At 58.9% G+C, this 21,211-nt stretch carries 24 protein-coding genes and 1 pseudogene; 22 read left to right on the top strand and 3 right to left on the bottom strand.

Going from position 1 to position 21,211, the window contains the following annotated elements:
• Positions 1-6 precede the first annotated feature (6 nt).
• From BN1123_RS00445 to BN1123_RS00530, 18 genes are all read left to right on the top strand, one after another.
• Complete coding sequence (locus BN1123_RS00445; RefSeq protein WP_042024830.1) at positions 7-2,217, top strand: chemotaxis protein CheA; 2,211 nt, start codon at positions 7-9, stop codon at positions 2,215-2,217.
• A gap of 32 nt (positions 2,218-2,249) precedes the next feature.
• The gene (locus BN1123_RS00450) at positions 2,250-3,368 is read left to right on the top strand and encodes a protein-glutamate methylesterase/protein-glutamine glutaminase (protein WP_042024831.1); all 1,119 of its coding nucleotides are present in this window, start codon (positions 2,250-2,252) and stop codon (positions 3,366-3,368) included.
• Between the two features lie 2 nt (positions 3,369-3,370).
• Entirely contained in the window at positions 3,371-4,108 is a 738-nt protein-coding gene (locus BN1123_RS00455) for a flagellar motor protein (RefSeq protein WP_042024832.1), read from the top strand.
• 2 nt (positions 4,109-4,110) lie between these two features.
• The gene (locus tag BN1123_RS00460; RefSeq protein WP_042024833.1) at positions 4,111-5,031 is read left to right on the top strand and encodes a flagellar motor protein MotB; all 921 of its coding nucleotides are present in this window, start codon (positions 4,111-4,113) and stop codon (positions 5,029-5,031) included.
• A 4-nt stretch (positions 5,032-5,035) separates the two neighbouring features.
• A complete protein-coding gene (locus BN1123_RS00465; protein WP_026456541.1) occupies positions 5,036-5,830 on the top strand; it encodes a ParA family protein in 795 nt (264 codons plus the stop codon).
• The gene (locus BN1123_RS00470) at positions 5,827-6,693 is read left to right on the top strand and encodes a chemotaxis protein CheW (protein ID WP_042024834.1); all 867 of its coding nucleotides are present in this window, start codon (positions 5,827-5,829) and stop codon (positions 6,691-6,693) included. The genes BN1123_RS00465 and BN1123_RS00470 overlap by 4 nt, the downstream gene beginning before the upstream one ends.
• Before the next feature lie 69 nt (positions 6,694-6,762).
• Positions 6,763-7,251, top strand: a complete 489-nt coding sequence (locus BN1123_RS00475) for a chemotaxis protein CheW (RefSeq protein ID WP_026456542.1) — start codon at positions 6,763-6,765, stop codon at positions 7,249-7,251.
• 18 nt (positions 7,252-7,269) lie between these two features.
• Positions 7,270-7,656 (top strand): DUF2802 domain-containing protein, encoded by a 387-nt coding sequence (locus BN1123_RS00480; protein ID WP_124240523.1) that lies wholly within the window; start codon positions 7,270-7,272, stop codon positions 7,654-7,656.
• Between the two features lie 165 nt (positions 7,657-7,821).
• On the top strand, positions 7,822-8,457 hold the full coding sequence (ccmA, locus tag BN1123_RS00485; protein ID WP_042024836.1) for a cytochrome c biogenesis heme-transporting ATPase CcmA: 636 nt from the start codon (positions 7,822-7,824) through the stop codon (positions 8,455-8,457).
• A 4-nt stretch (positions 8,458-8,461) separates the two neighbouring features.
• Positions 8,462-9,130: a heme exporter protein CcmB gene (ccmB, locus tag BN1123_RS00490; protein ID WP_026456545.1), complete on the top strand. Its 669-nt coding sequence runs from the start codon at positions 8,462-8,464 to the stop codon at positions 9,128-9,130.
• 170 nt (positions 9,131-9,300) lie between these two features.
• The gene (locus BN1123_RS00495) at positions 9,301-10,041 is read left to right on the top strand and encodes a heme ABC transporter permease (RefSeq protein WP_026456546.1); all 741 of its coding nucleotides are present in this window, start codon (positions 9,301-9,303) and stop codon (positions 10,039-10,041) included.
• A 2-nt stretch (positions 10,042-10,043) separates the two neighbouring features.
• Positions 10,044-10,250 carry a heme exporter protein CcmD gene (ccmD, locus tag BN1123_RS00500; RefSeq protein WP_005298845.1) on the top strand — a complete coding sequence of 69 codons (207 nt, stop codon included), beginning with the start codon at positions 10,044-10,046 and terminating at the stop codon, positions 10,248-10,250.
• Positions 10,247-10,738 (top strand): cytochrome c maturation protein CcmE, encoded by a 492-nt coding sequence (gene ccmE, locus BN1123_RS00505; protein WP_026456547.1) that lies wholly within the window; start codon positions 10,247-10,249, stop codon positions 10,736-10,738. The genes ccmD and ccmE overlap by 4 nt, the downstream gene beginning before the upstream one ends.
• A gap of 76 nt (positions 10,739-10,814) precedes the next feature.
• The gene (locus BN1123_RS00510) at positions 10,815-12,770 is read left to right on the top strand and encodes a heme lyase CcmF/NrfE family subunit (RefSeq protein WP_042024837.1); all 1,956 of its coding nucleotides are present in this window, start codon (positions 10,815-10,817) and stop codon (positions 12,768-12,770) included.
• Positions 12,767-13,297, top strand: a complete 531-nt coding sequence (locus BN1123_RS00515) for a DsbE family thiol:disulfide interchange protein (RefSeq protein ID WP_026458715.1) — start codon at positions 12,767-12,769, stop codon at positions 13,295-13,297. The genes BN1123_RS00510 and BN1123_RS00515 overlap by 4 nt, the downstream gene beginning before the upstream one ends.
• An 11-nt stretch (positions 13,298-13,308) precedes the next feature.
• The gene (locus BN1123_RS00520) at positions 13,309-13,788 is read left to right on the top strand and encodes a cytochrome c-type biogenesis protein (protein ID WP_042024838.1); all 480 of its coding nucleotides are present in this window, start codon (positions 13,309-13,311) and stop codon (positions 13,786-13,788) included.
• Entirely contained in the window at positions 13,785-15,050 is a 1,266-nt protein-coding gene (gene ccmI / locus BN1123_RS00525) for a c-type cytochrome biogenesis protein CcmI (protein WP_042024839.1), read from the top strand. The genes BN1123_RS00520 and ccmI overlap by 4 nt, the downstream gene beginning before the upstream one ends.
• 83 nt (positions 15,051-15,133) lie before the next feature.
• Positions 15,134-15,943: an MlaA family lipoprotein gene (locus BN1123_RS00530; RefSeq protein WP_042024840.1), complete on the top strand. Its 810-nt coding sequence runs from the start codon at positions 15,134-15,136 to the stop codon at positions 15,941-15,943.
• 122 nt (positions 15,944-16,065) lie between these two features.
• Here BN1123_RS00530 and sodB read toward each other — a convergent pair whose 3' ends face one another.
• A complete protein-coding gene (gene sodB / locus BN1123_RS00535) occupies positions 16,066-16,650 on the bottom strand; it encodes a superoxide dismutase [Fe] (RefSeq protein WP_026455806.1) in 585 nt (194 codons plus the stop codon).
• A gap of 287 nt (positions 16,651-16,937) precedes the next feature.
• Here sodB and BN1123_RS00540 point away from each other — a divergent pair, with 287 nt between their 5' ends.
• Positions 16,938-17,282 carry a Grx4 family monothiol glutaredoxin gene (locus tag BN1123_RS00540; RefSeq protein WP_026455805.1) on the top strand — a complete coding sequence of 115 codons (345 nt, stop codon included), beginning with the start codon at positions 16,938-16,940 and terminating at the stop codon, positions 17,280-17,282.
• A gap of 62 nt (positions 17,283-17,344) precedes the next feature.
• On the opposite strand, the gene BN1123_RS00545 is transcribed toward BN1123_RS00540, so the two are convergent.
• Positions 17,345-18,556: an RsmB/NOP family class I SAM-dependent RNA methyltransferase gene (locus BN1123_RS00545; RefSeq protein ID WP_042024841.1), complete on the bottom strand. Its 1,212-nt coding sequence runs from the start codon at positions 18,554-18,556 to the stop codon at positions 17,345-17,347.
• Positions 18,557-18,837: 281 nt separating this feature from the next.
• On the opposite strand from BN1123_RS00545, the gene pdxH reads away from it, so the two are divergent.
• The 3 genes from pdxH to BN1123_RS00560 all read left to right on the top strand — a co-directional run bounded on the left by pdxH (position 18,838) and on the right by BN1123_RS00560 (position 20,903).
• Positions 18,838-19,476, top strand: coding sequence for a pyridoxamine 5'-phosphate oxidase (gene pdxH / locus BN1123_RS00550; protein WP_042024842.1), 639 nt, complete (start codon positions 18,838-18,840; stop codon positions 19,474-19,476).
• A 42-nt stretch (positions 19,477-19,518) separates the two neighbouring features.
• Complete coding sequence (locus tag BN1123_RS00555; RefSeq protein WP_042024843.1) at positions 19,519-20,133, top strand: glutathione S-transferase family protein; 615 nt, start codon at positions 19,519-19,521, stop codon at positions 20,131-20,133.
• 233 nt (positions 20,134-20,366) lie between these two features.
• Complete coding sequence (locus BN1123_RS00560) at positions 20,367-20,903, top strand: GNAT family N-acetyltransferase (protein ID WP_026455800.1); 537 nt, start codon at positions 20,367-20,369, stop codon at positions 20,901-20,903.
• A gap of 45 nt (positions 20,904-20,948) precedes the next feature.
• Here BN1123_RS00560 and BN1123_RS00565 read toward each other — a convergent pair.
• Positions 20,949-21,211 (bottom strand): annotated as a pseudogene (locus BN1123_RS00565) (hypothetical protein); the annotation flags it as partial.

Here is a 21,211-nt window from a genome sequence, read left to right on the forward strand (position 1 = left end):
TGACGCATGGCCTTCGAAGTTGATGAAGACATACTGCAAGATTTTTTGGTCGAAGCCTCCGAAATATTGGAACAGTTGTCTGAGCAGCTGGTCGACTTGGAAAAACGGCCAGATGACAAAAACCTGTTAAATGCCATCTTCCGCGGTTTCCATACCGTGAAAGGGGGCGCCGGGTTCCTGTCGCTGGGAGAACTGGTTGACGTATGCCACGGTGCGGAAAACGTCTTTGATATTTTGCGCAACGGCAAGCGTACCGTCACCGCAGAGCTGATGGATGTCATTCTGCAGGCACTGGATGCGATCAACGTTATGTTTGCCCAGGTCCAGAATCGCGAAGCACCAAGCCCTGCCTCCGACGATCTGCTCCATGACCTGCATGAGCTGTGCAAGCCTGAAGGGGAAGAGCAGTTGATCACTTCGGGTGGTGGTGCTGTGCCTGCTGTGGCAGAACCGGAACCCGTAGTAGAACCTGAGCCCGTTATGGCTTCAGAGCCTGACGTCGCGGCTCCCATGGTTGACGATAATGAACCCGCACCGGTCAATGGCGGTGGTTCAATAGATGAAATTTCTGCGGACGAATTCGAACGTCTGCTGGATGAGTTGCATGGTGTCGGCGGAGCACCGACCAAGGTCGTTTCGGCCTCGGCCCCCGCTCCCGTTGCCAGCGATTCCGGTGATATTACCGATGATGAGTTTGAAGCTCTGCTGGATCAGCTTCATGGCCAAGGCCAGCATATTGGGGCGCCAGACATCAATCCGTTGAAATCGGTTCAAAAGGAAGTCGATGAACTGATTGATGATGACGAGTTTGAGCGCCTGCTGGATGAGCTGCATGGCCGCGGCCAGGGGCCGCAGAGCACAATGGCATCTGCAGCCAAGACCTCTTCACCTGTAACATCATCGGCGGCGCCCGCACCTGCTGCACCGACACCTGCTCCAGTCGCCAAACCGGCTCCAGCCGCTCCGGCGAAACCGGCCGAGACACCCTCTAAAGCAGCACCAGCGCCTGCGAAGGCGGCTGCGCCGGCTGAAAACAGCGCGGTACAAAGCGATACCACGGTACGAGTCGACACCAAGACCCTGGACGTCATCATGAACATGGTGGGAGAACTGGTGCTGGTGCGCAATCGCCTGGTGAGCCTGGGGATTGCCAGCAATGATGAAGAGATGTCAAAGGCGGTCGCCAACCTTGATGTCGTGACTGCCGACTTGCAGGGGGCGGTCATGAAAACCCGCATGCAGCCCATCAAGAAGGTGTTTGGCCGCTTCCCCCGGGTTGTGCGCGATCTTGCCAGAACCCTCAAGAAAGAGATCGAACTGGTGATGGTCGGCGAAGATACCGACCTGGACAAAAATCTGGTTGAGGCGCTGGCGGATCCGCTGGTGCACCTGGTGCGCAACTCTTGCGACCACGGCGTCGAGATGCCGGATGTGCGCGAGAAAGCGGGCAAGCCGCGTCAGGGTACCATCACCCTGAGCGCTTCCCAGCAGGGAGATCATATCCTGCTGTGTATCGAAGATGATGGCGCAGGTATGGATCCCGAAAAACTCAAGTCCATCGCCATCAGTCGTGGTGTGCTTGATGCGGATACCGCCGCCCGCATGAGCGATAACGATGCCTATAACCTGATCTTTGCCCCCGGTTTCTCGACCAAGTCGGAGATTTCCGATATTTCCGGTCGTGGGGTCGGCATGGACGTGGTGAAGACCAGCATCGTCAGCCTCAATGGCTCCGTGCATATCGATTCCACCTGGGGCAAGGGCACCCGTCTTGAGATCAAGGTGCCACTGACACTGGCCATTCTGCCGACCTTGATGGTAGAGGTTGGGGAACAGACCTTTGCGCTACCCCTTGGTTGCGTGAACGAGATTTTCCATCTGGATCTGAACAAGGCCAACATGGTCGATGGCCAGCTCACCATCATAGTGCGCGAGAAAGCTATTCCGCTGTTCTACCTGCACAAATGGCTGGTGCGGGGGCCCAACAAGCGTTCCCGTCAGGATACCGGCCATGTAGTCATCGTCCAGATCGGTACCCAGCAGATCGGCTTTGTGGTCGACAGCCTGATTGGTCAGGAAGAGGTGGTCATCAAGCCGCTGGACAATCTGCTGCAGGGGACGCCGGGCATGGCAGGGGCAACCATCACCAGTGATGGCGGTATCGCCCTGATCTTGGACGTGCCGAGTCTGCTCAAGGCATATGCGCGTAGACATTAATCACCCAGCTCCGAGGAGTTAGAAAAATAACAATGGCAGTCAAGGTATTAGTTGTCGACGACTCGAGCTTTTTTCGCCGTCGAGTGAGCGAAATCATCGCTCAGGATCCCATGCTGACGGTGATCGATACAGCCCAGAATGGCCGTGAGGCAGTCGAGAAGGCGATGTCACTGCGTCCTGACGTGATCACCATGGACATCGAGATGCCCGTGATGGATGGCATCAGCGCGGTGCGGGAGATCATGGCCAAGTGCCCGACTCCCATTCTGATGTTCTCCTCACTGACCCATGAGGGTGCCAAGGCGACGCTCGATGCCCTGGATGCCGGTGCGCTCGATTTTCTACCGAAGAAATTTGAAGATATCGCCCGAGATAAAGATGAGGCGGTCAGGTTGCTGCAACAGCGGGTAAAAGAAATCTCCCGCAAGCGTTTCATGATGAACTCGGCAGCTCGTCCCAAGGCTCTCGAGCCCGCGACTCGCAGCCCGCTGGGCGGGGTTGCTCCGACTCGTGGTATTGAACGTCAGGCGGAGCCGACCCGCGCAGCTCCCGCTGTGGCGTTTAAACGTAGTGGCAAGAGCTACCAGTTGGTGGCCATCGGTACCTCGACCGGTGGGCCCGTTGCTTTGCAAAATGTTCTGACCAAGTTGCCAAAGGATTTCCCTCATCCGATTTTGCTGATCCAGCATATGCCGGCGACCTTCACCGCTGCGTTTGCTGCACGCCTCAACGGCTTGTGCCAGATTGGGGTCAAGGAAGCCGAAGATGGCGACGTACTCAAACCGGGACATGCCTATCTGGCGCCGGGTGGCCGACAGATGCTGCTGGAAGGCCGAGGTGCCGGCGCACGCATCCGGATTGTCGATGGCAATGACAAGGTCAACTACAAGCCTTGTGTCGATATCACCTTTGCCTCCGCCGCCAAAACCTATGCCGACAAGGTATTGGCCATCGTCCTGACCGGGATGGGTGCCGATGGTCGGGATGGCGCACGCCTGCTCAAAGAGCAGGGATCCACCATCTGGGCTCAGGATGAAGCGTCCTGCGTGGTGTATGGCATGCCCCAGGCCGTTGCCAAGGCAGGCATTGCCAGCGAATCACTCCCTCTGGACAAGGTGGCTCAGCGTATTCTGGTCGAGTTGGGGCGCTGATCATGGGCCTGCTCGGTCTGCTCCTTGCGCTGGGAGCCATTGCCATTGCCCAGGTTTGGCATGGTGGCTCCCTGCTCACTCTGGTTGACGGACCCGCGTTTCTCATCGTGGTGGGCGGCACAATCGGTGCCGTGACACTGCAGACTCCCGCAAAATACATCATGCTTGCCATCCGGCAGACGTTATGGATGTTTTCCCCGCCCCATCAGGATCTCGCAACCCAGGCCGAGCGGTTGCAATCCTGGGCCGCCTTTGCCCGGCAACAGGGATTGTTGGCGCTTGAGAACCAAGCGGAGCAGGAAGAGGATGAATTTACCCGTCTGGGGCTCGGCATGATCGTCGATGGGGTCTCGACGGAAGATATCCGCATGTTGCTGGAGGCGGACATCGATATCGAACAGGAACGCAACGAGCATGCCGCCAGAGTGTTTGAAGCTATGGGGGGATACAGCCCGACTATCGGCATCATAGGTGCCGTCCTTGGGCTTATCCAGGCCATGTTTCATCTGGAAGAGCCGTCAGCGCTGGGGGCGGGCATCGCGGTTGCGTTCGTGGCGACCATCTATGGGGTGGGGTTTGCCAACCTGATCTATCTGCCGCTCGCCAACCGGCTACGGGCTTTTCATTATCATTACGCGTTGTTCCAGGAGCTGACCCTGGAGGGGTTGATTGCCATTGCCCATGGTGAAAACGGCCTGCAGGTTGAACGGCGCCTCAGGGCCTATCTGAAAGGAGAGTAGCCATGCGCAAGCGCTATCGGTTGCACTTGCAGGGGCGTGAACACCTCGATCGCTGGCTGGTCTCCTATGCCGATTACATGACGCTGATCTTTGCCCTGTTTGTGGTGCTCTACTCGGTCGCGCTGGTCAACAAGGACAAGTATCGCGCCGTCATCGATGGCATGAGCCAGGCATTCAGTGTCATGCAATCTCCCACAGATGGCTTGCTAGAAGGACAAGGGGATTCCCTGCTCTCTAACCCCGTTTCTGCGGCCCCCTCCATTCTGGATGGCGCCACGACTCCAGCTCCGTCGCTTGCGCCTATCTCGGGGGTGCCGGTACTGCAGGATGGTACCACGCTGGCCAAGCTCGACCTGCAACTGCAGGAGAACATGGGTTCCTTGGTGGATGCGGGGATCGTCAAGCTGACTCAGGATGAAAACTGGCTGACCATCGAATTGAGCGCCGGTCTGCTGTTTGGCAGCGGTAGCGCCTTTTTGGGAACAAATGCGGCGCCCGTCATTAATACCATTTCAAGTATTCTCAAACCGGTCGATAACTATGTGAGAGTCAGGGGTTATACAGATAACCAACAGATTCATAATGAAATTTTTCGTTCAAACTGGGCTCTCTCAGCCGCTAGGGCCGAAGCAGTACTCAATGGGCTGATTGCCAATGGCATCGCGCCCGAGCGGCTTGCTTTCGAGGCATATGGCGAGTTCTCACCGTTTGCCGACAATGGTAACGAACAGGGGCGAGTGCAGAACCGCAAGGTGGTGGTGGCAGTATCCAAGTTTGCATGGGTACCGCCGCCCGCACCGGCCAAGGTCTCGCCGGTGACCGTTGAACCCGTGCCAGAGGTTCAGAAGGCGCTGGATGCAGGAGAGGTCAGGGTGATCGCCTTGCCCGGTGGCGGCATACGTATAACAACAAGGCAGGATTGATACAGTGATTGTTTGGACGGTTGCCAACCAGAAAGGCGGGGTGGGGAAAACCACCACAGTGGTCTCGCTTGCCGGGATCCTGGCCCAACGTGGCCAACGAGTGCTGCTGATTGACACCGATCCGCACGCCTCGCTGACATCTTATCTGGATTATGATTCCGATCGCCTGGATGGCACTCTCTATGAACTCTTCCAGTCGGTGAAGCCTACCGCCGAGCTGGTCAATAAACTGACACTCAGGACCAAGTTCGAGAATATCCACCTGTTGCCGGCCTCCATCACGCTGGCGACTCTGGACAGAGTCATGGGCAATCGGGAAGGGATGGGGTTGGTGCTAAAGCGGGCTTTGCTGCGCATTCAGGATCAATACGATTACGTGTTGATCGATTGCCCGCCCGTGCTGGGGGTCATGATGGTCAATGCGCTGGCGGCCTGCGATCGCATCCTGGTGCCGGTCCAGACCGAATTTCTTGCCCTCAAGGGGCTGGAGCGCATGATGAAGACATTCGAGATCATGCAGCGTTCCAAGCGGGACAAGTTCCGTTATACCGTGATCCCGACCATGTTTGACAAGCGTACCCGTGCCTCCCTGATGACCCTGAAATCGATCAAGGAGCAATACGGTGATGCGGTGTGGAACGCGGTGATCCCCATCGATACCAAATTCAGGGATGCCAGCTTGCTGCATATTCCGCCCTCCATCTATTCACCTGGCAGTCGGGGAACCTATGCCTACGAGACACTGCTCAACTATCTCGATGCCCTTGAACGGCAGCGGGCGCAGGAGGTGATGGCATGAGAGACACCATTCAAGTCCGTGCTATGGACGACTATTTCCACTCCCTGCTGCTGGATGAAGCCCTCTCGCTGGATGAGGCCGACGAGCCTGAGCTGGCTCCCGTGGTGCAACTGCAGCGCCAGAGCGTGGTTGAACCACTGGTTGAGGCAGCCCCTTATCTGGAGGCAGATGCACGCCTGGCCCAGTTGAGTGAATTGCTGGCGCAAGTGGGTCAGGTGCAGTTCGAAATTGACGCCCTGTCCCATGAGGAACCCGTCAGCGAGCTACTTGAGATAGTTGCCGAAGAGTCCTTGCTGCCCGTCGAACCTGCCTGGCCTGAAGAGGTGGTGGCTGTCGCAGAACCTGTGACCACTGTCATCACCGAAACGGCGGTGGAGCTTGCCCCCGATCCGGCTCCCGAGCCGGTCAGCTGGCAGAATATCGACAGCGGCAATGAGTTTCAGGCCCTGTTTTTCGAAGTCGCCGGGGTGACCTTTGCGGTTCCCCTGACCGATCTTGGCGGGATCCACCAACTGGGGGAGGTGACCTCCCTGTTTGGTCAGCCATCCTGGTACAAGGGGTTGATGACTTCCCGCGAGCAGAAGATGAATGTGGTCGATACGGCTCAGTGGGTCATGCCGGGTCAACATCTTGAGATGGACGAATACAAGTATTTGATTATGCTTGGGCAATCCCCTTGGGGTCTCGCCTGCCATCATCTCAGGGGAACCGAGCTGCTGCACCGGGATCAGGTAAAATGGCGCCATCAGGCGGGCAAGCGCCCTTGGCTGGCGGGCATGGTCAAAGAGAAAATGTGTGCCCTGCTGCATGTCAGCGAATTGCTCCTGTTGCTGGAGCGCGGGGTCAACATAGAAGGTCGCTGATAACTTCTGCAGTCGAGTTGTTTTATTGCTAGTTTTTAGCAGTAGACGTTTTTATAAAAGGAATAAAACATGACAGAAAAGCGCAATATTGCACAGAATCTGGCCGAAGATGAAGTGCTGCAATGGGTAACCTTCCAACTGGAAAACGAGACCTACGGCATCAACGTGATGCAGGTTCAGGAAGTGTTGCGCTATACCGAGATCGCGCCTGTGCCTGGGGCTCCGGATTATGTGCTCGGTATCATCAACCTGCGTGGCAACGTGGTGACTGTCATCGATACCCGTTCCCGCTTCGGTCTGCCGTCCGGGGATGTCAGTGAAAATTCCCGTATCGTCATCATCGAGGCTGAAAAGCAGGTGATCGGCATCATGGTGGACAGCGTGGCGGAAGTGGTTTATCTGCGTTCTTCCGAGATCGATGCCGCACCGGCGGTAGGGACCGAAGAGAGCGCCAAGTTCATCCAGGGTGTGAGCAACCGTGATGGCCAGCTGCTGATCCTGGTCGATTTGAACAAGCTGCTCTCCGATGAAGAGTGGGACGAGATCGGTTCTCTCTAACAAAAAGGTGATGTTTTGATCATTGAGATTGTTGCCTTGGGGTTGTCCCTGATTGCACTGGCGTTTGCCTGTTTCATCTGGTTCAGGAGCAAACGAAGCAAGCAGGAGTCCGAGGCCAGCGTGGCGGCGCTGCAGGGCCAGCTCGAGAGTCTGCGCAAGCAGATGATGGAGCTTCATACCGGGGCCATCGGCATGGGCCAGCGGTTGCAGTCGGTGGAAGGAGCAATGCAGCAGATCAACGATCGTCAGCAGGAGCTGACCCTGCAGGATCCGGAACGCCGGCTTTACAGCCGTGCCGCCAAGATGGTCGAGCTGGGCGCCGATATCGACGAGGTCATGAGCGAGTGCGAATTGCCGAAGGCAGAAGCTGAGCTCCTGATTTCATTACGAAAAGGGCGCTCTTGATGAGTCAGGAAGGCAACTGCCTTCCTGATTTGTTTTGGCCATTTTTCTAAGCGTTTGTGGCGCGATCTTCGCCACAAATCCTGCTGATTATTGGCATCTTTGAAAAGACCCCCTCCAATACTGTGTTAATATGCAGGCCGCTTCTTTCCACCTGACAACATCCTCATGCTGCTTCAAGTCAACAATCTGAGCTGCGTGCGTGAAGATCGCACCCTGTTTGAACATCTCTCCTTTACGGTAGCGCCTGGCGATCTGCTGCAAATCGAAGGTCCGAACGGAGTCGGCAAGACCAGCTTGTTGCGTCTGCTGACCGGGTTGTCACAGCCATTTGCAGGCGAGGTGTGCTGGAATGGAGAGAACATTCGCCACTGCCGCGATGAATATCATGCCAATCTGCTCTATCTGGGCCACCATGCCGGGGTCAAAGCGGCATTGACACCGTTTGAAAACCTCAAGTTCTATCAGCAGTTGCATCACCCTCAGCAACAGGACAGCGACCTGTGGCAGATCCTTGCCCGGGTGGGACTTGCCGGTTTCGAGGAGAATCCAACTGGCCAGCTCTCTGCCGGTCAGCAGCGTCGGGTCGCCCTGGCCCGCCTGTGGCTGTGCGACAAGCCGTCACTCTGGATCCTGGACGAGCCGTTTACCGCCATCGACAAGCAGGGGGTCAAGGTGCTCGAGCAACTGTTCCTGACTCATGCGGAGCGGGGGGGCATGGTGATCCTGACCACCCACCAGGATCTCACCCTGATGCAGGGACGTTTGAAAACCCTGTCGCTGACCCCTCTGTTGCAGGAGTAAGCTCATGCTGCGCGCCGTTATGCACCTTATTCACCGTGAACTGCTGATCGCCTTGCGCCAGCGTTCCGATATTCTCAACCCGATCTGGTTTTTCCTGATCGTCATCACCCTCTTTCCCCTTGGCATAGGGCCGGAGCCCAAGTTGCTGGCCCGTATCGCTCCGGGGATCATCTGGGTGGCGGCCCTGCTGGCGGCCATGCTGTCGCTGGAGCGGCTGTTTCGCGATGATTTCAGCGATGGTTCGCTGGAGCAGATGATGTTGATGCCTCATCCACTCGGGCTGCTGGCGCTGGCCAAAGTGGTTGCTCACTGGCTGTTGACCGGCTTGCCCTTGCTGCTGATCTCCCCCTTGCTCGCCATCTTGTTGTCGCTGGACATGAACACCTATCTGGCGGTGGTGGCGACCCTGGCACTGGGTACTCCAGTACTGAGCCTGCTCGGCGCAGTCGGGGTAGCCCTGACTGTCGGTCTGCGCAAGGGTGGCGTCCTGCTCAGCCTGCTGATCCTGCCGCTCTATATTCCGGTACTGATCTTTGCAACATCGGCCATCGATGCGGCTGGAATGAGCTTGCCCTATGGCGGCCAGCTCGCTATTTTGGCCGCCATGCTGGTGGGGGCCCTGACCCTGACCCCGCTGGCGGTCTCGGCAGCCCTGCGGGTCAGCCTCAACTGACTTCACAGTTAGTCAGATTGCAGAAGTCCCGAATGGGACGCTGTTTGAAAAAATTAAGTTGCGGTGGATCAAGGAGAGGCTCGCTTATCGCTTTCGGGGTATTTGATGTAAACCCGTGACAGGTATGGTAGGCCTCGCCAAACGATTAATAACAAAAGGTTTTGTGAGCTATGTGGAAATGGTTGCACCCTTACGCCAAACCGGAGCGGGCCTACCAGCTGGCTGGTACCCTGTTGCCCTGGTTTGCGGTGATTAGTCTGCTCTCGTTTATCATCGGCACCATCTGGGGATTGGCATTTGCCCCCGCCGATTATCAGCAGGGGGATTCGTTCCGGATCATCTATATCCACGTGCCTTCCGCGATCCTCTCCATGGGGGCTTACTCCACCATGGCCGTCGCTGCCTTTATCGGACTGGTATGGCAGCTGCGCATGGCCGACATGACGGTGGCCGCCATCGCGCCGGTCGGGGCCGTGTTCACCTTCATCGCGCTCTTTACCGGTGCCGCCTGGGGCAAGCCCATGTGGGGCACCTGGTGGGTATGGGATGCTCGCCTCACCTCGGAGCTCATCCTGCTGTTCCTCTACCTTGGTGTCATCGCACTCTACAACGCCTTCAGCGACAAGGTGCTGGCAGGTCGCGCCGCCGGTATCCTGGCGCTGGTGGGGGTGATCAACCTGCCCATCATTCACTACTCGGTGGAGTGGTGGAACACCCTGCACCAGGGCGCCACCATCACCAAATTCGACAAGCCCTCCATTTCGGCCGAGATGCTGTGGCCCTTGCTCATCATGATCCTGGCATTTGCCACCTTCCTCGGGGCCTTGACCCTGATGCGTTTTCGTAACGAGCTCTTGATGCGGGAGTGGCATCGCCCCTGGGTCAAAGAGATTGCAGAGCAGGAGAAGTAAGCATGCACTTTGCCTCTTTCAGTGACTTTCTGGCGATGGGCGGCTACGCCTTTTACGTCTGGCTCTCCTTCGGCCTGACCCTGCTTTGCCTGGTCGGTATCGTCATTTCTACCCGTATGAAAACCCGCAGCCTGCTCGGCGAATTGCGCAGCAAGCAGGCACGCGAGGCCCGTCGCAAGGCGGCCCAGCAGATGGAGAACACCCTATGAACCCGAGACGAAAAAAACGCCTCACCATTATCCTCGCCATCACCCTGGGACTGGCGACCGTGAGCGGCCTGGTGCTCTATGCCCTCAGCCAGAATATCGATCTCTTCTATACCCCGAGCGAATTGGTTGAAGGGAAAGGACCGGACAAGATCAAGCCGGAAGAGGGGCAGCGTCTGCGCATCGGGGGCCTGGTGGTGCCCGGTTCGGTGAAGCGGGATCCCCAGAGCCTCAGGGTGGCCTTCCAGCTGGTGGACAACGGCGGCCATCTGGTGACGGTCGAATATGACGGCATCCTGCCGGACCTGTTCCGCGAGGGGCAGGGCATCGTCGCCCAGGGCACCCTCAAGGATGCCACCACGGTGGAAGCCTTCGAGGTGCTGGCCAAGCACGACGAGAACTACATGCCGCCGGAAGTGGCGGAAGCCACCAGCGGCATGCACTACAAGCCGGAGTATACCGACGCGCAATTGAAGGGCTCCAAGCAATGATCCCCGTCGCTTTCGTTTCATCGTTTCGTCTCCGTGCCCCTGTCAGGGGCACGGCTCACCAGAAAGGAACCCGTCCATGATCCCGGAATTAGGACAGTTTGCTCTGATCATGGCTTTTGCCACCGCCCTGTTGCTGGGGAGCTACCCGCTGCTTGGCGCAAAATGGGGCCGTCTTGGCATGATGTCGGCGGCTCGCCCGCTCGCCTATGCCCAATTTTTGCTGTTGTTGTTGTCGTTCCTCTGCCTGACCTGGGCTTTTATCGACAATGATTTCACCGTGCAGTATGTGGCCACCAACTCCAACAGCCGCCTGCCACTGGCTTATCGCATATCCGCCGTGTGGGGCGCCCACGAGGGTTCCCTGCTGTTGTGGGTGCTGACCCTGGGGGGCTGGACCGCGGCCGTTGCCCTGTTCAGCCGCCGTCTGCCGCTGGATGCGGTGGCGCGTGTGCTCGGCGTGCTCGGCCTCATCTCGGTCGGCTTTACCGCCTTCGTGCTGTTCACCTCGGATCCCTTCACTCGCACGCTGCCCTACTTCCCGGTGGATGGGCGCGATCTCAACCCGCTGCTGCAGGATCCCGGTCTCATCTTCCATCCGCCCATGCTCTATATGGGATACGTGGGCTTCTCGGTCGCCTTCGCCTTCGCGATTGCTTCCCTGATGACCGGGCGCCTCGATGCTACCTGGGCCCGCTGGTCCCGTCCCTGGACCATGGCGGCCTGGGTTTTCCTGACGCTGGGTATCGTGCTCGGCTCCTGGTGGGCCTACTATGAGCTCGGCTGGGGTGGCTGGTGGTTCTGGGACCCGGTAGAAAATGCCTCCTTCATGCCCTGGCTGGCGGGGACCGCACTGCTCCATTCGCTGGCGGTGAGCGAGAAGCGCGCCACCTTCAAGGCCTGGACCGTGCTGCTGGCCCTGTCGGCCTTCTCCCTGAGCCTGCTCGGCACCTTCCTGGTGCGCTCCGGCGTGCTGGTGTCGGTGCATGCGTTTGCCTCTGACCCGACCCGCGGCCTGTTCATTCTCGGCTTCCTGCTGGCGGTAATTGGTTCCTCCCTGCTGCTGTTCGCCTTCAAGGGCTCCCATGTGAAGAGCCACGGCAAGCACGAGCTGTGGAGCCGCGAGACCCTGCTGCTCGCCAACAACATCATGCTGGTGGCGGGTCTGCTCACCGTGCTGCTGGGCACCCTGTTGCCGCTGGTACACAAGGAGCTGGGACTTGGCAGCATCTCCATCGGGACACCCTTCTTCAACCACATCTACAGCTGGCTGATCATCCCGTTTGCCCTGCTGCTGGGGGTTGGCCCGCTGTTTCGCTGGCGTCGTCAGGAACTTGGCGAGCTCAAGGGCAAGGTGATCCTGGCCCTGCTGCTGAGTCTGGCGGCCGCCTTGCTGTTGCCGCTCGCTTTTGCCGAGGCATTCAAGCCCTGGGCTGCGGTGGGCATTGGCCTGGGTGTCTGGATCATCGTCACCAGTGCCCAGGAAACCTGGGCCCGTGCCACCCACAAGCACAGCTTTGCAGTCGGCGTGCGCCGCCTTGGCAACAGCCACTGGGCCATGATCCTGGGTCACGTGGGCCTTGCGGTCAGCATCATCGGCATCGCCTGTACCCAAAACTACAGCATCGAGAAGGATCTGCGGATGCAGGCCGGAGACAGGGTGCAGTTTGCCGATTACGAGTTCGTCTTTACCGGCATTGCCGAAAAGAACGGCCCCAACTACGACGGCTTCAAGGGCGTGCTGGAAGTGCACAAGAACGGCAAGCATGTCGGTACCCTCAAGCCCGAGAAACGGGTCTATACGGTGAGCCGCATGCCGATGACCGAAGCCGCCATCGATGCCGGCGTGACCCGGGATCTCTATGCCGCGCTCGGCGAGCCCCTCGACAACGGGGCCTGGGCGGTACGCATTTACTATAAGCCATTCGTTCGTTGGATCTGGTTCGGTGGCGTCTTCATGGCCATCGGTGGCGTGCTGGCGATGCTCGACAAACGCTACCGCTTCGGCCGTCGTGAAGAGGAGGTGAAAGCATGACTCGCAAGACCTGGCTGTTTCTGATCCCCTTCGTGGTCTTCCTGTTGGGGGCTGTGTTCCTGTTCAAGGGGCTCTACTCCGATCCCACCAAGCTCGAATCCGTGATGGTGGGCAAGGAAGTGCCCGAATTTACCCTGCAGGACATCTACGATCTCGACAAACGGTACGATCGCAACATCTTCAAGGGGCGCCCCATGCTGCTCAACGTCTGGGCGACCTGGTGTCCGACCTGCTACGGTGAGCACACCTACCTCAAGCAGCTGGCGGGGCAGGGGATCACCATCGTCGGCATGAACTACAAGGATGAGCGGGACAAGGCGATCAAGTGGCTGGAAGAGCTCGGTAACCCCTACCAGATCAACCTGTATGATCCCGATGGAATGCTGGGGCTGGATCTGGGGGTGTATGGCGCGCCGGAAACCTTCTTCATCGACAGCCAGGGGATTATCCGCTACCGCCACGTGGGGGACATCAATCCCCAGAACTGGGCCTCGACCCTCAAACCCATCTTTGATGCCATGAAGTGAGGGCGCCCCGGATGAGAGTATTGATTGCATCCCTGTTGTTGCTGCTGGGTCTGGGCGTGCAAGCCCCGGCCATGGCTGCCATCGATGTCTACACCTTCGACAACGACAATCAGGAGCAGGTATTTCGCGAGCTGACCAAGGAGCTGCGCTGCCCCAAGTGCCAGAACCAGGATATCGCCGACTCCAACGCCGGGCTGGCCAAGGATCTGCGTGACAAGACCTACCAGATGGTGCGCGAGGGCAAGGACAAGGAGGAGATCGTGGACTACATGGTGGCCCGCTATGGCAACTTCATCCTCTACAACCCGCCGTTGATGGCCTCCACCCTGATCCTCTGGCTTGGTCCCCTGCTGGTCATCGTCATCGGCCTTGCCGTGGTGGTGATGCGCAGCCGCCGTACCCCCGTGGCCGACAAGCAAGTGGATAATCACCTGAGCGAAGAGGAGCAGCGCCGCCTGGCCAAGCTGCTCAAAGAGGAAGAGAAACAATGACCGCCTTTTGGATAGTGATCGCGGCTCTGCTGGTGCTGACGAGTCTGGCGCTGGTACTGCCCCTGTGGCGCGGCGAGGGCAGGCAGAGCATCAGCCGTTCGGCCCTCAACAAGCAGCTTTATCGTCAGCGTCTGCTGGAAATTGGCGAAGAACGAGAACAGGGGGTATTGGCGGAGGAGCCGGACTCGCTGGTCGAACTGCAGCGCAGCCTGCTGGACGACATTCCCGATGTGGAGCAGACCGCCCGGGCTGGCAAGAGTCTGATCTGGATCCCGGGTGTACTGGTGCTCCTTATCGTGAGCCTGGGACTCTACTACAAGCTGGGCGCCTGGCAGGAGGTAGCCCGCTGGCAGGATGCCAGCAGCCGCATCGGCGAGCTCAGCAATCGCATTCTGGTGGAGCGCAATGCCGAGGTGACCGAACAGGATCTGCTGGACTTCACCCTGGCCCTGCGCACCCGCTTGAAAGACGAGCCGAACGATTACCGCGGCTGGCTGCTGCTGGGTCGCCTGTCACTGGATGGCAACGATCCCGAGATGGCCCGTGAGGCGCTGGCTCATGCTTATGATCTGGCACCCCAGAAAGCCATGGTGGCGGTACCTTACGCTCAGGCCCTGATGATGACCGGGGATGAAGCCCTGGCTGATAGTCTGCTGAAGGCGGCTATTGCCGAGGAGCCGGGCAATATCGAGGCGCACTCCGTCTATGCCTTCATGGCGCTGCAAAAAGAGGATTTCCAGACCGCGCTGGCGCGCTGGCAGGCCATGTTGCCGCTGATGGAAAAAGGGACGCCTCGCTATGTGATGGTGGAGCGCTCCATGGAATACGCCAGAGCGCAGCTCAAGGCGCGTGGCATCGCGGCGGCGCCAGTAGCCGAATCTGCCGGGCAGACACAGGCTTCCCAGAGCCAGGTGAAGGAGGGAGAGTTCCCCCTGCACATCACCCTGGCCGAGGGCATTCAGTTGCCGCCTGATGCCCATCTGTTCGTGTTTGCGGTGGTGCCCAACGGGCCGCCCATGCCCATCGCGGTAAAGCGTATCGCCGGCCCCACTCTGCCTCTTACCCTCTCCCTCGGGGACGGGGATGCCATGATGGAAGGGAGCAAGCTGGAAGCCTATCCCGAGCTGCAATTCAAGGCGCGTCTCTCTCGTGGTGGCAACGTCATGAACAAGGAGGGGGCCTTCGAAGGGGTCTCTGCAACAGTCAAAACGGCGACTATCCCATCAGCGCCGATTGACATCCGTATCGATCACGCCCTCTAATATACCTCTCTACCCGGCTCCCATCATGGGAGCCGGGTTGCCTATAATTCTGATTAATCAAAATAAAAATCTAGGACTTCCATATGTATCTGCGTTCAGGGGCCGTGCTGGCAGCCCTCTTGATAACAGGTTGCGCCGGCGGGCCGCCCAAGCCCGGCCCCGAGAGCCTGGATCTCGATCCCGGCATGAATGTGCCGGGGGCAACCAGTACGGCGGCCGATCCCCGCGATCCCTTCCAGGGGGCCAACCGGGCGATGTGGGCGGTCAACTACGACGTGCTTGAGCCTTATGTCGCCCGTCCCGTGGTGCATGCCTACGCCAACTATGTACCCGAGCCGGTCAAGGTCGGCCTCGAGAACTTTGTGGAAAACTTCAACGAGCCGAGCAGCATGGTCAACCACCTGCTCTCGGGCGATCTGAAGGGGGCGGGCACCAACCTGGGCCGCTTTACCCTCAACACCACTGTGGGTCTGCTGGGTATCTTCGATGTGGCCAAACACGCCGGGCTTGAGCGCGACAAGCTGGAGCTCTCTACCGTGTTCGGGCGCATGAACATTGGCGAAGGGGCCTACGTCATGGTGCCCGTCTATGGCCCCACCACCACCCGCGAGATAGTGGGGGATACCATAGACGTGCTCTACTTCCCCTACGCACTGCTCACCTTCCCGCTCAAGGTGGCCCACTGGGCGCTGGATGGGCTGGGTTCCCGTGCCAAGCTGATCGATCAGGAGCGGATCATCGACAACGCACTCGACCCTTACGCCCTGACCAAGGACTTCTATCTGCAATACAACGAAAACAAGGTCACTGGCAGCCAAGGGGCTCCCAAGCAGGATGAAGCCAGTGGCGATGATGCCAATCTGGACGAGTATCTGGATGAAATAGACCAGTAACTGCACATGCTTGAACACATGTACAAAAGAGGGCACCTTCAGGCGCCCTCTGTGCTTTCATCGCCGGATGTCAGATATAAAAAAACGCCCTGCAATGCAGGGCGTTTTGGCAAGAGCGGCTATCAGGCAGCCAGGTTCTTGGCCACGAATTCCCAGTTGACCAGGGCCCAGAAGGTTTCCATGTACTTCGGACGCAGGTTGCGGAAATCGATGTAGTAGGCGTGCTCCCACAGGTCGACGGTCAGCAGCGGAGTAGTACCGGCTTCGGTCAGCGGGCAACCGGCGTTGGAGGTGTTGACGATGGCCAGGGAACCGTCAGCCTTCTTGACCAGCCAGGTCCAGCTGGAACCGAAGTTGCCGATGGCAGACTTGGTGAAGGCATCCTTGAACTCGGCGAAGGAGCCAAAGGATTTGGTGATGGCGTCGGCCAGGGCGCCAGTGGGCTCGCCACCGCCGTTCGGGGAGAGGCAGTGCCAGTAGAAGGTGTGGTTCCAGATCTGGGCTGCGTTGTTGAAGATACCGCCGCTGGAGGTCTTGATGATCTCTTCCAGAGACTTGCCTTCAAACTCGGTACCCGGCACCAGATTGTTCAGGTTGACCACGTAGGTGTTGTGGTGCTTGCCGTGGTGGTATTCCAGAGTTTCCTGGGAGATGTGCGGTTCCAGAGCATTGATTGCATAGGGCAGAGCGGGAAGTTCGAATGCCATTTTCTACTCTCCATTGGCTGGACCGTGCGAAAGCGACGGTTGCAAGACATTGCGTGCTCTTTTCTTATTTGAAAAGAGATGTTTATAAAATGATGAGGCAGGATAGCCCAAAGCCAAGGGATTGTAGCAGCATCAAAGATGGGCTAACAACTCCTGATTGGCGCCATGATCGCGATCAATGCAGGTGCAATTCTCTGTGCAATTCATATGCACATTTCCCTTTGTGAGTTTGTGCTCAGGCCAGATTGCAGTAGAATGGCCGCCGAAATCGCTCTAGTGAGGCATCTATGGAAACTATTGAAAAGATTAAGCAGCAGTTGGCTGACAACCCCATCATCATCTACATGAAAGGGTCTCCCAAGCTGCCCAGCTGTGGCTTCTCTGCCCAGGCCTCCCAGGCGCTGATGTCCTGTGGCGAGCCGTTTGCTTATGTCGATATCCTGCAAAACCCGGATATCCGTGCCGAATTGCCGAAGTTCGCCAACTGGCCGACCTTCCCCCAGCTGTGGGTCGAAGGCGAGCTGATCGGCGGCTGCGACATCATGATCGAGATGTTCCAGGCCGGCGAGCTGCAGACCCTGATCAAGGAAACTGCCGCCAAGTACAAGAAAGATGACGCTGCCGCCGAGTAAGATCGCATCAGCATCATGAAAAAGGGGAGCCAATGGCTCCCCTTTTTATTGTGGCGGTACTATCAGGCGATGCGCTCGATACGCGCCATGTAGAAGCCATCGAAACCAGTGGCGGCAGGGCTCACGGTGTGATCGTCACGCAACCGGAAATTTTCGTTGGCGGCGAGAAACTTGTCCACTTGCTGGCGGTTTTCCTGGGGCAGGATGGAGCAGGTGGCATAGACCAGCAGACCGCCGACCTTCACCATCTGGCTGTAGCGCTGCAGAATTTCTTCTTGCAGGGCCACCAGCACCGGCAGACGCTCGGCGGTGTCGCGCCACTTGGCATCCGGATTGCGCTTGAGTACGCCAAGACCGGAGCAGGGCACGTCGAGCAGGACGCGATCCGCGCTCTCTTTCAGGCGCTTGACTGTCTTGCTGCTGGTGATGACCCGGGTCTCCACGTTGTGAGCCCCGGCGCGGCGGGCGCGCTGCTTGAGGTTCTCCAGCTTCCACTCTTCCACATCCATCGCCAGCAAGCGGCCCTTGCCGTTCATCATGGCGGCCAGATGCAGAGTCTTGCCACCGGCACCGGCGCAGGCGTCGATGACGCGCATGCCTGGGGTGACCTCCAGGGCGGCGGCCACCAGCTGGGAGCCGGCATCCTGCTGCTCGAACCAGCCATCGGCGAAGGCATTGGTGCGGAACAGGGCGGCATCCGAGGTGACCTGCAGGGCACTCTCGACCCCTTCAACCGGGACTGTGGTGACATGTTCTTTCGCCAGTGCAGCCTGCAGCTCATCCTTGTTGCACTTGAGGGTGTTGACCCGCAGGTAGCGCTTGGGCATGGCGGTGAGGGCGGCACGCTCGGCAGGCCAGGCTTCGCCCAGTTGCTCGCTGCCGAGTTTTTCCAGCCAGCCAGGGCAACCATCCATCAACACCGGATTCTTCTTGGCTTCGGCCAGACGACGGCGAAACGCCTCTTCGTTGAAGCGATCCAGGGTCGGATGGTTGGGCTGGGCAATCTTGTGGAAGGCGTGCCAGCTGTGCAGCAGCGGCCAGACGTTCTTGGCGGCCTGACGGACCTGAATGCCGGTCAGGGCGCAGTAGAGACTGAGACGACGCAGCAGGTCGCCGGTGACCAGGGCAATCCTTGCCTGTTCTTGCGGTTTGAGATCGATGCCGGAGAAGTGACGGGCATAGGCGCGATCGAGGGTCAGGCCCTGCGCCAGTACATCGTCAACGATGGCAACGACCAGATCCCCGAAACGGGGCAACAGTGGGGATTTGAGCATGAGATTAACCTTGGCCAGATAAGGATGAACCGCCTTCTCGCGAGCGCGGTTCTAAAACGGATAAATCCGCGCAATGATAGGGGGAAGGGTCATGGTGTGCAAGGTGGATGTACGTTGTGCTCTCCGCTTGCATCCCTTGCTCGGCTCCCTGAATGTGGCGCCATTCATGATGGTTAAGACATTGGCCTGTTATGGCTTGTCACTGGGAAGTTGCCGGAGCACAATGCCTGCATCGCTCTTTTGATGGTCGTGGAGCCATCATTTACTTAAGGAAAATCAAGATGATGGATGTGGCTGATCTGCGCCGCGAATATACCCGGGGCGGATTGCACCGGGCCGATCTGCCGGCCGAACCACTGACGTTGTTCGAAAAGTGGCTGGCTCAGGCCTGCGAGGCCAGACTGACGGATCCGACCGCCATGGTGGTGGCTACCGTGGATGCCGACGGCCAGCCCTGGCAGCGTACCGTACTGCTCAAGCACTACGACGCCCAGGGGATGGTGTTCTACACCAACATGGGCAGTCGCAAGGCACATCAGCTGGAGGGTAATCCCCGCATCAGCCTGCTTTTCCCCTGGCATCCCCTGGACAGGCAGGTGCACGTGACTGGTCGGGTGGAGAAGCTTGGCACCCTTGAGGTGATGAAGTATTTCCACAGCCGTCCCAAGGACAGCCAGATAGCCGCCTGGGTCTCCAAGCAGTCGACCCGCATCTCGGCACGCGGCGTGCTGGAAGCCAAGTTTCTCGAGCTCAAGCAAAAATTTGCCAGCGGTGAAGTGCCCCTGCCGAGTTTCTGGGGCGGCTACCGGGTGGTGATCGACACGGTCGAATTCTGGCAGGGGGGCGAGCATCGCCTGCACGATCGTTTCTACTACACCCGCGAGGGGGATGGCTGGCATATCGAGCGTCTGGCACCCTGATTATTCAACCTGGTTTCAACCCCCGTTTCACAAGGAGTGTGTATGCGTCTGTATGGTGATTTGCGATCCGGCAACTGCTACAAGGCATGGCTGCTGGCCCGCTGGCTCGAGTTGCCCCTGACCTGGGTCAATGTGGATATTCAGGCGGGGGATACCCGAACTCCCGAGTTTCTGGCGCTCAACCCCAACGGCAAGATCCCAGTGCTGGCCCTCGGTGAGGGGGACGCGCTGGCCGAGTCCAATGCCATTATCTTTTATCTGGCGCAGGGCTCCGCGCTCTGGCCATCGGACCCTCGCCAGCAGGCGGAAGTGCTCAAGTGGATGTTCTTCGAGCAGTACAGTCACGAGCCCTATATCGCGGTCGCCCGTTTCATCGTTCACTATCTGGGCCGACCGGAATCCCAGGAGGCGCGACTCGATGGCCTCAAGGCTGGCGGTGAGAAGGCTCTGGCGGTGATGGAGCGGCAGCTTAAACAAAGCCCCTATCTGTGCGGCGAGGCGCCGACCATCGCCGATATCGCTCTCTACGCCTACACCCATGTGGCGGAGGAGGGGATTTTCTCCCTGCAGGGGTGGCCGGCCATTCGCGCCTGGATCGACCGTATCGAGTCACACCCCCGCCATCTGAGCCTGCCGGCTGCCTGTCAGGCAGAGTAAGGCGAGCCTGACAAAACCATCGGGCGCACCCAGGGTGCGCCCGGCATTTCCATCTCATCCCTTTGTGTGGAAGAGCCTGGCCACGGGTCGATCCGCGTTCACTTTCTCTCCCTCGTCAGAGGTATGCCAATCGTTTTCCTGAGTGCACACTCCCATTTCTGGATAAAGGCGCTCAGGCCGCTCGCCACTTGTGTGGAATAATGGCCGCTCCGCTGTACGAGGAGTAACGCTGTATGTTGAGAACCGAGCGCCCTGGCGACATGTTGCCGGTCTATGAGCTGGTGAGCGCCGCCTTTGGCCGTTGCGATGAGGCCGAGCTGGTCAACCGTCTGCGCGAATGCGGCGCCGCCGTGGTGACCATGGTCGAGGAGGAGGAGTACGAGTTCATGGGGCACCTGATGCTGAGCCCGATCACCATTGCGGGTGAGGAAGGTCCCTGGCTCGGGCTGGCTCCGGTGGCGGTACATCCCGACTGGCAGGGGCAGGGCATAGGTTCGGATCTGATCCGCGAAGGACTGGATACGGCGCTGGAGATGGACTGGAAGGCGGTGGTGGTGCTCGGTGACCCGGCCTATTACAGCCGCTTCGGGTTTCGTCCGGCCAGCGAGTTCGGCCTGCACTGCATCTACGAAGTGCCCGCCGACTGCTTCATGGCGATGGAGCTGCAACCGGGGGGCCTTGCGGGCGTTGCCGGGGAAGTGCTCTATCACCCCCTGTTTGATGAACTGCCTGATGAAGTGGCGGAAGAACACCAGGAAGCGTGTGAATAGCAAAAAGCCCTCGATGAGGGCTTTTTTCATCTGCATTGATGGGGATCAGGCCATGATGTCGAGCAGGTTGCCCCGCTTGTCGCCCTGACCGACCATCTCTCCCATCTGCTGGCCGAGGGGGCTCTGCCTGAACTGCAGGTAGTCGCCGAGCTGCTGTTGCTGCTGGTGGCGCGCTTCCATCCGGTAGATATCGGCGGCCGTCGGGGCGCTCTGCCCGTCGCTCTCCTGGCCGCTGGCTTGCATATAATGATCCACCGCGGCTTTGTCCTGCTGCTGCTCGGTATAGGAGACGGCCAGAGTGCGGCGGG

Origin of the sequence: Aeromonas enteropelogenes (assembly GCF_000819845.1) — a bacterium.
Lineage (GTDB): Bacteria > Pseudomonadota > Gammaproteobacteria > Enterobacterales > Aeromonadaceae > Aeromonas > Aeromonas enteropelogenes.

Coding starts and splice junctions, on each gene's coding strand:
- BN1123_RS00445 (WP_042024830.1), top strand. CDS start 7: ATGGCCTTCGAAGTTGATGAAGACATACTGCAAGATTTTTTGGTCGAA.
- BN1123_RS00450 (WP_042024831.1), top strand. CDS start 2,250: ATGGCAGTCAAGGTATTAGTTGTCGACGACTCGAGCTTTTTTCGCCGT.
- BN1123_RS00455 (WP_042024832.1), top strand. CDS start 3,371: ATGGGCCTGCTCGGTCTGCTCCTTGCGCTGGGAGCCATTGCCATTGCC.
- BN1123_RS00460 (WP_042024833.1), top strand. CDS start 4,111: ATGCGCAAGCGCTATCGGTTGCACTTGCAGGGGCGTGAACACCTCGAT.
- BN1123_RS00470 (WP_042024834.1), top strand. CDS start 5,827: ATGAGAGACACCATTCAAGTCCGTGCTATGGACGACTATTTCCACTCC.
- BN1123_RS00475 (WP_026456542.1), top strand. CDS start 6,763: ATGACAGAAAAGCGCAATATTGCACAGAATCTGGCCGAAGATGAAGTG.
- ccmA (WP_042024836.1), top strand. CDS start 7,822: ATGCTGCTTCAAGTCAACAATCTGAGCTGCGTGCGTGAAGATCGCACC.
- ccmB (WP_026456545.1), top strand. CDS start 8,462: ATGCTGCGCGCCGTTATGCACCTTATTCACCGTGAACTGCTGATCGCC.
- BN1123_RS00495 (WP_026456546.1), top strand. CDS start 9,301: ATGTGGAAATGGTTGCACCCTTACGCCAAACCGGAGCGGGCCTACCAG.
- ccmD (WP_005298845.1), top strand. CDS start 10,044: ATGCACTTTGCCTCTTTCAGTGACTTTCTGGCGATGGGCGGCTACGCC.
- ccmE (WP_026456547.1), top strand. CDS start 10,247: ATGAACCCGAGACGAAAAAAACGCCTCACCATTATCCTCGCCATCACC.
- BN1123_RS00510 (WP_042024837.1), top strand. CDS start 10,815: ATGATCCCGGAATTAGGACAGTTTGCTCTGATCATGGCTTTTGCCACC.
- BN1123_RS00515 (WP_026458715.1), top strand. CDS start 12,767: ATGACTCGCAAGACCTGGCTGTTTCTGATCCCCTTCGTGGTCTTCCTG.
- BN1123_RS00520 (WP_042024838.1), top strand. CDS start 13,309: ATGAGAGTATTGATTGCATCCCTGTTGTTGCTGCTGGGTCTGGGCGTG.
- ccmI (WP_042024839.1), top strand. CDS start 13,785: ATGACCGCCTTTTGGATAGTGATCGCGGCTCTGCTGGTGCTGACGAGT.
- BN1123_RS00530 (WP_042024840.1), top strand. CDS start 15,134: ATGTATCTGCGTTCAGGGGCCGTGCTGGCAGCCCTCTTGATAACAGGT.
- sodB (WP_026455806.1), bottom strand. CDS start 16,650: ATGGCATTCGAACTTCCCGCTCTGCCCTATGCAATCAATGCTCTGGAA.
- BN1123_RS00540 (WP_026455805.1), top strand. CDS start 16,938: ATGGAAACTATTGAAAAGATTAAGCAGCAGTTGGCTGACAACCCCATC.
- BN1123_RS00545 (WP_042024841.1), bottom strand. CDS start 18,556: ATGCTCAAATCCCCACTGTTGCCCCGTTTCGGGGATCTGGTCGTTGCC.
- pdxH (WP_042024842.1), top strand. CDS start 18,838: ATGATGGATGTGGCTGATCTGCGCCGCGAATATACCCGGGGCGGATTG.
- BN1123_RS00555 (WP_042024843.1), top strand. CDS start 19,519: ATGCGTCTGTATGGTGATTTGCGATCCGGCAACTGCTACAAGGCATGG.
- BN1123_RS00560 (WP_026455800.1), top strand. CDS start 20,367: ATGTTGAGAACCGAGCGCCCTGGCGACATGTTGCCGGTCTATGAGCTG.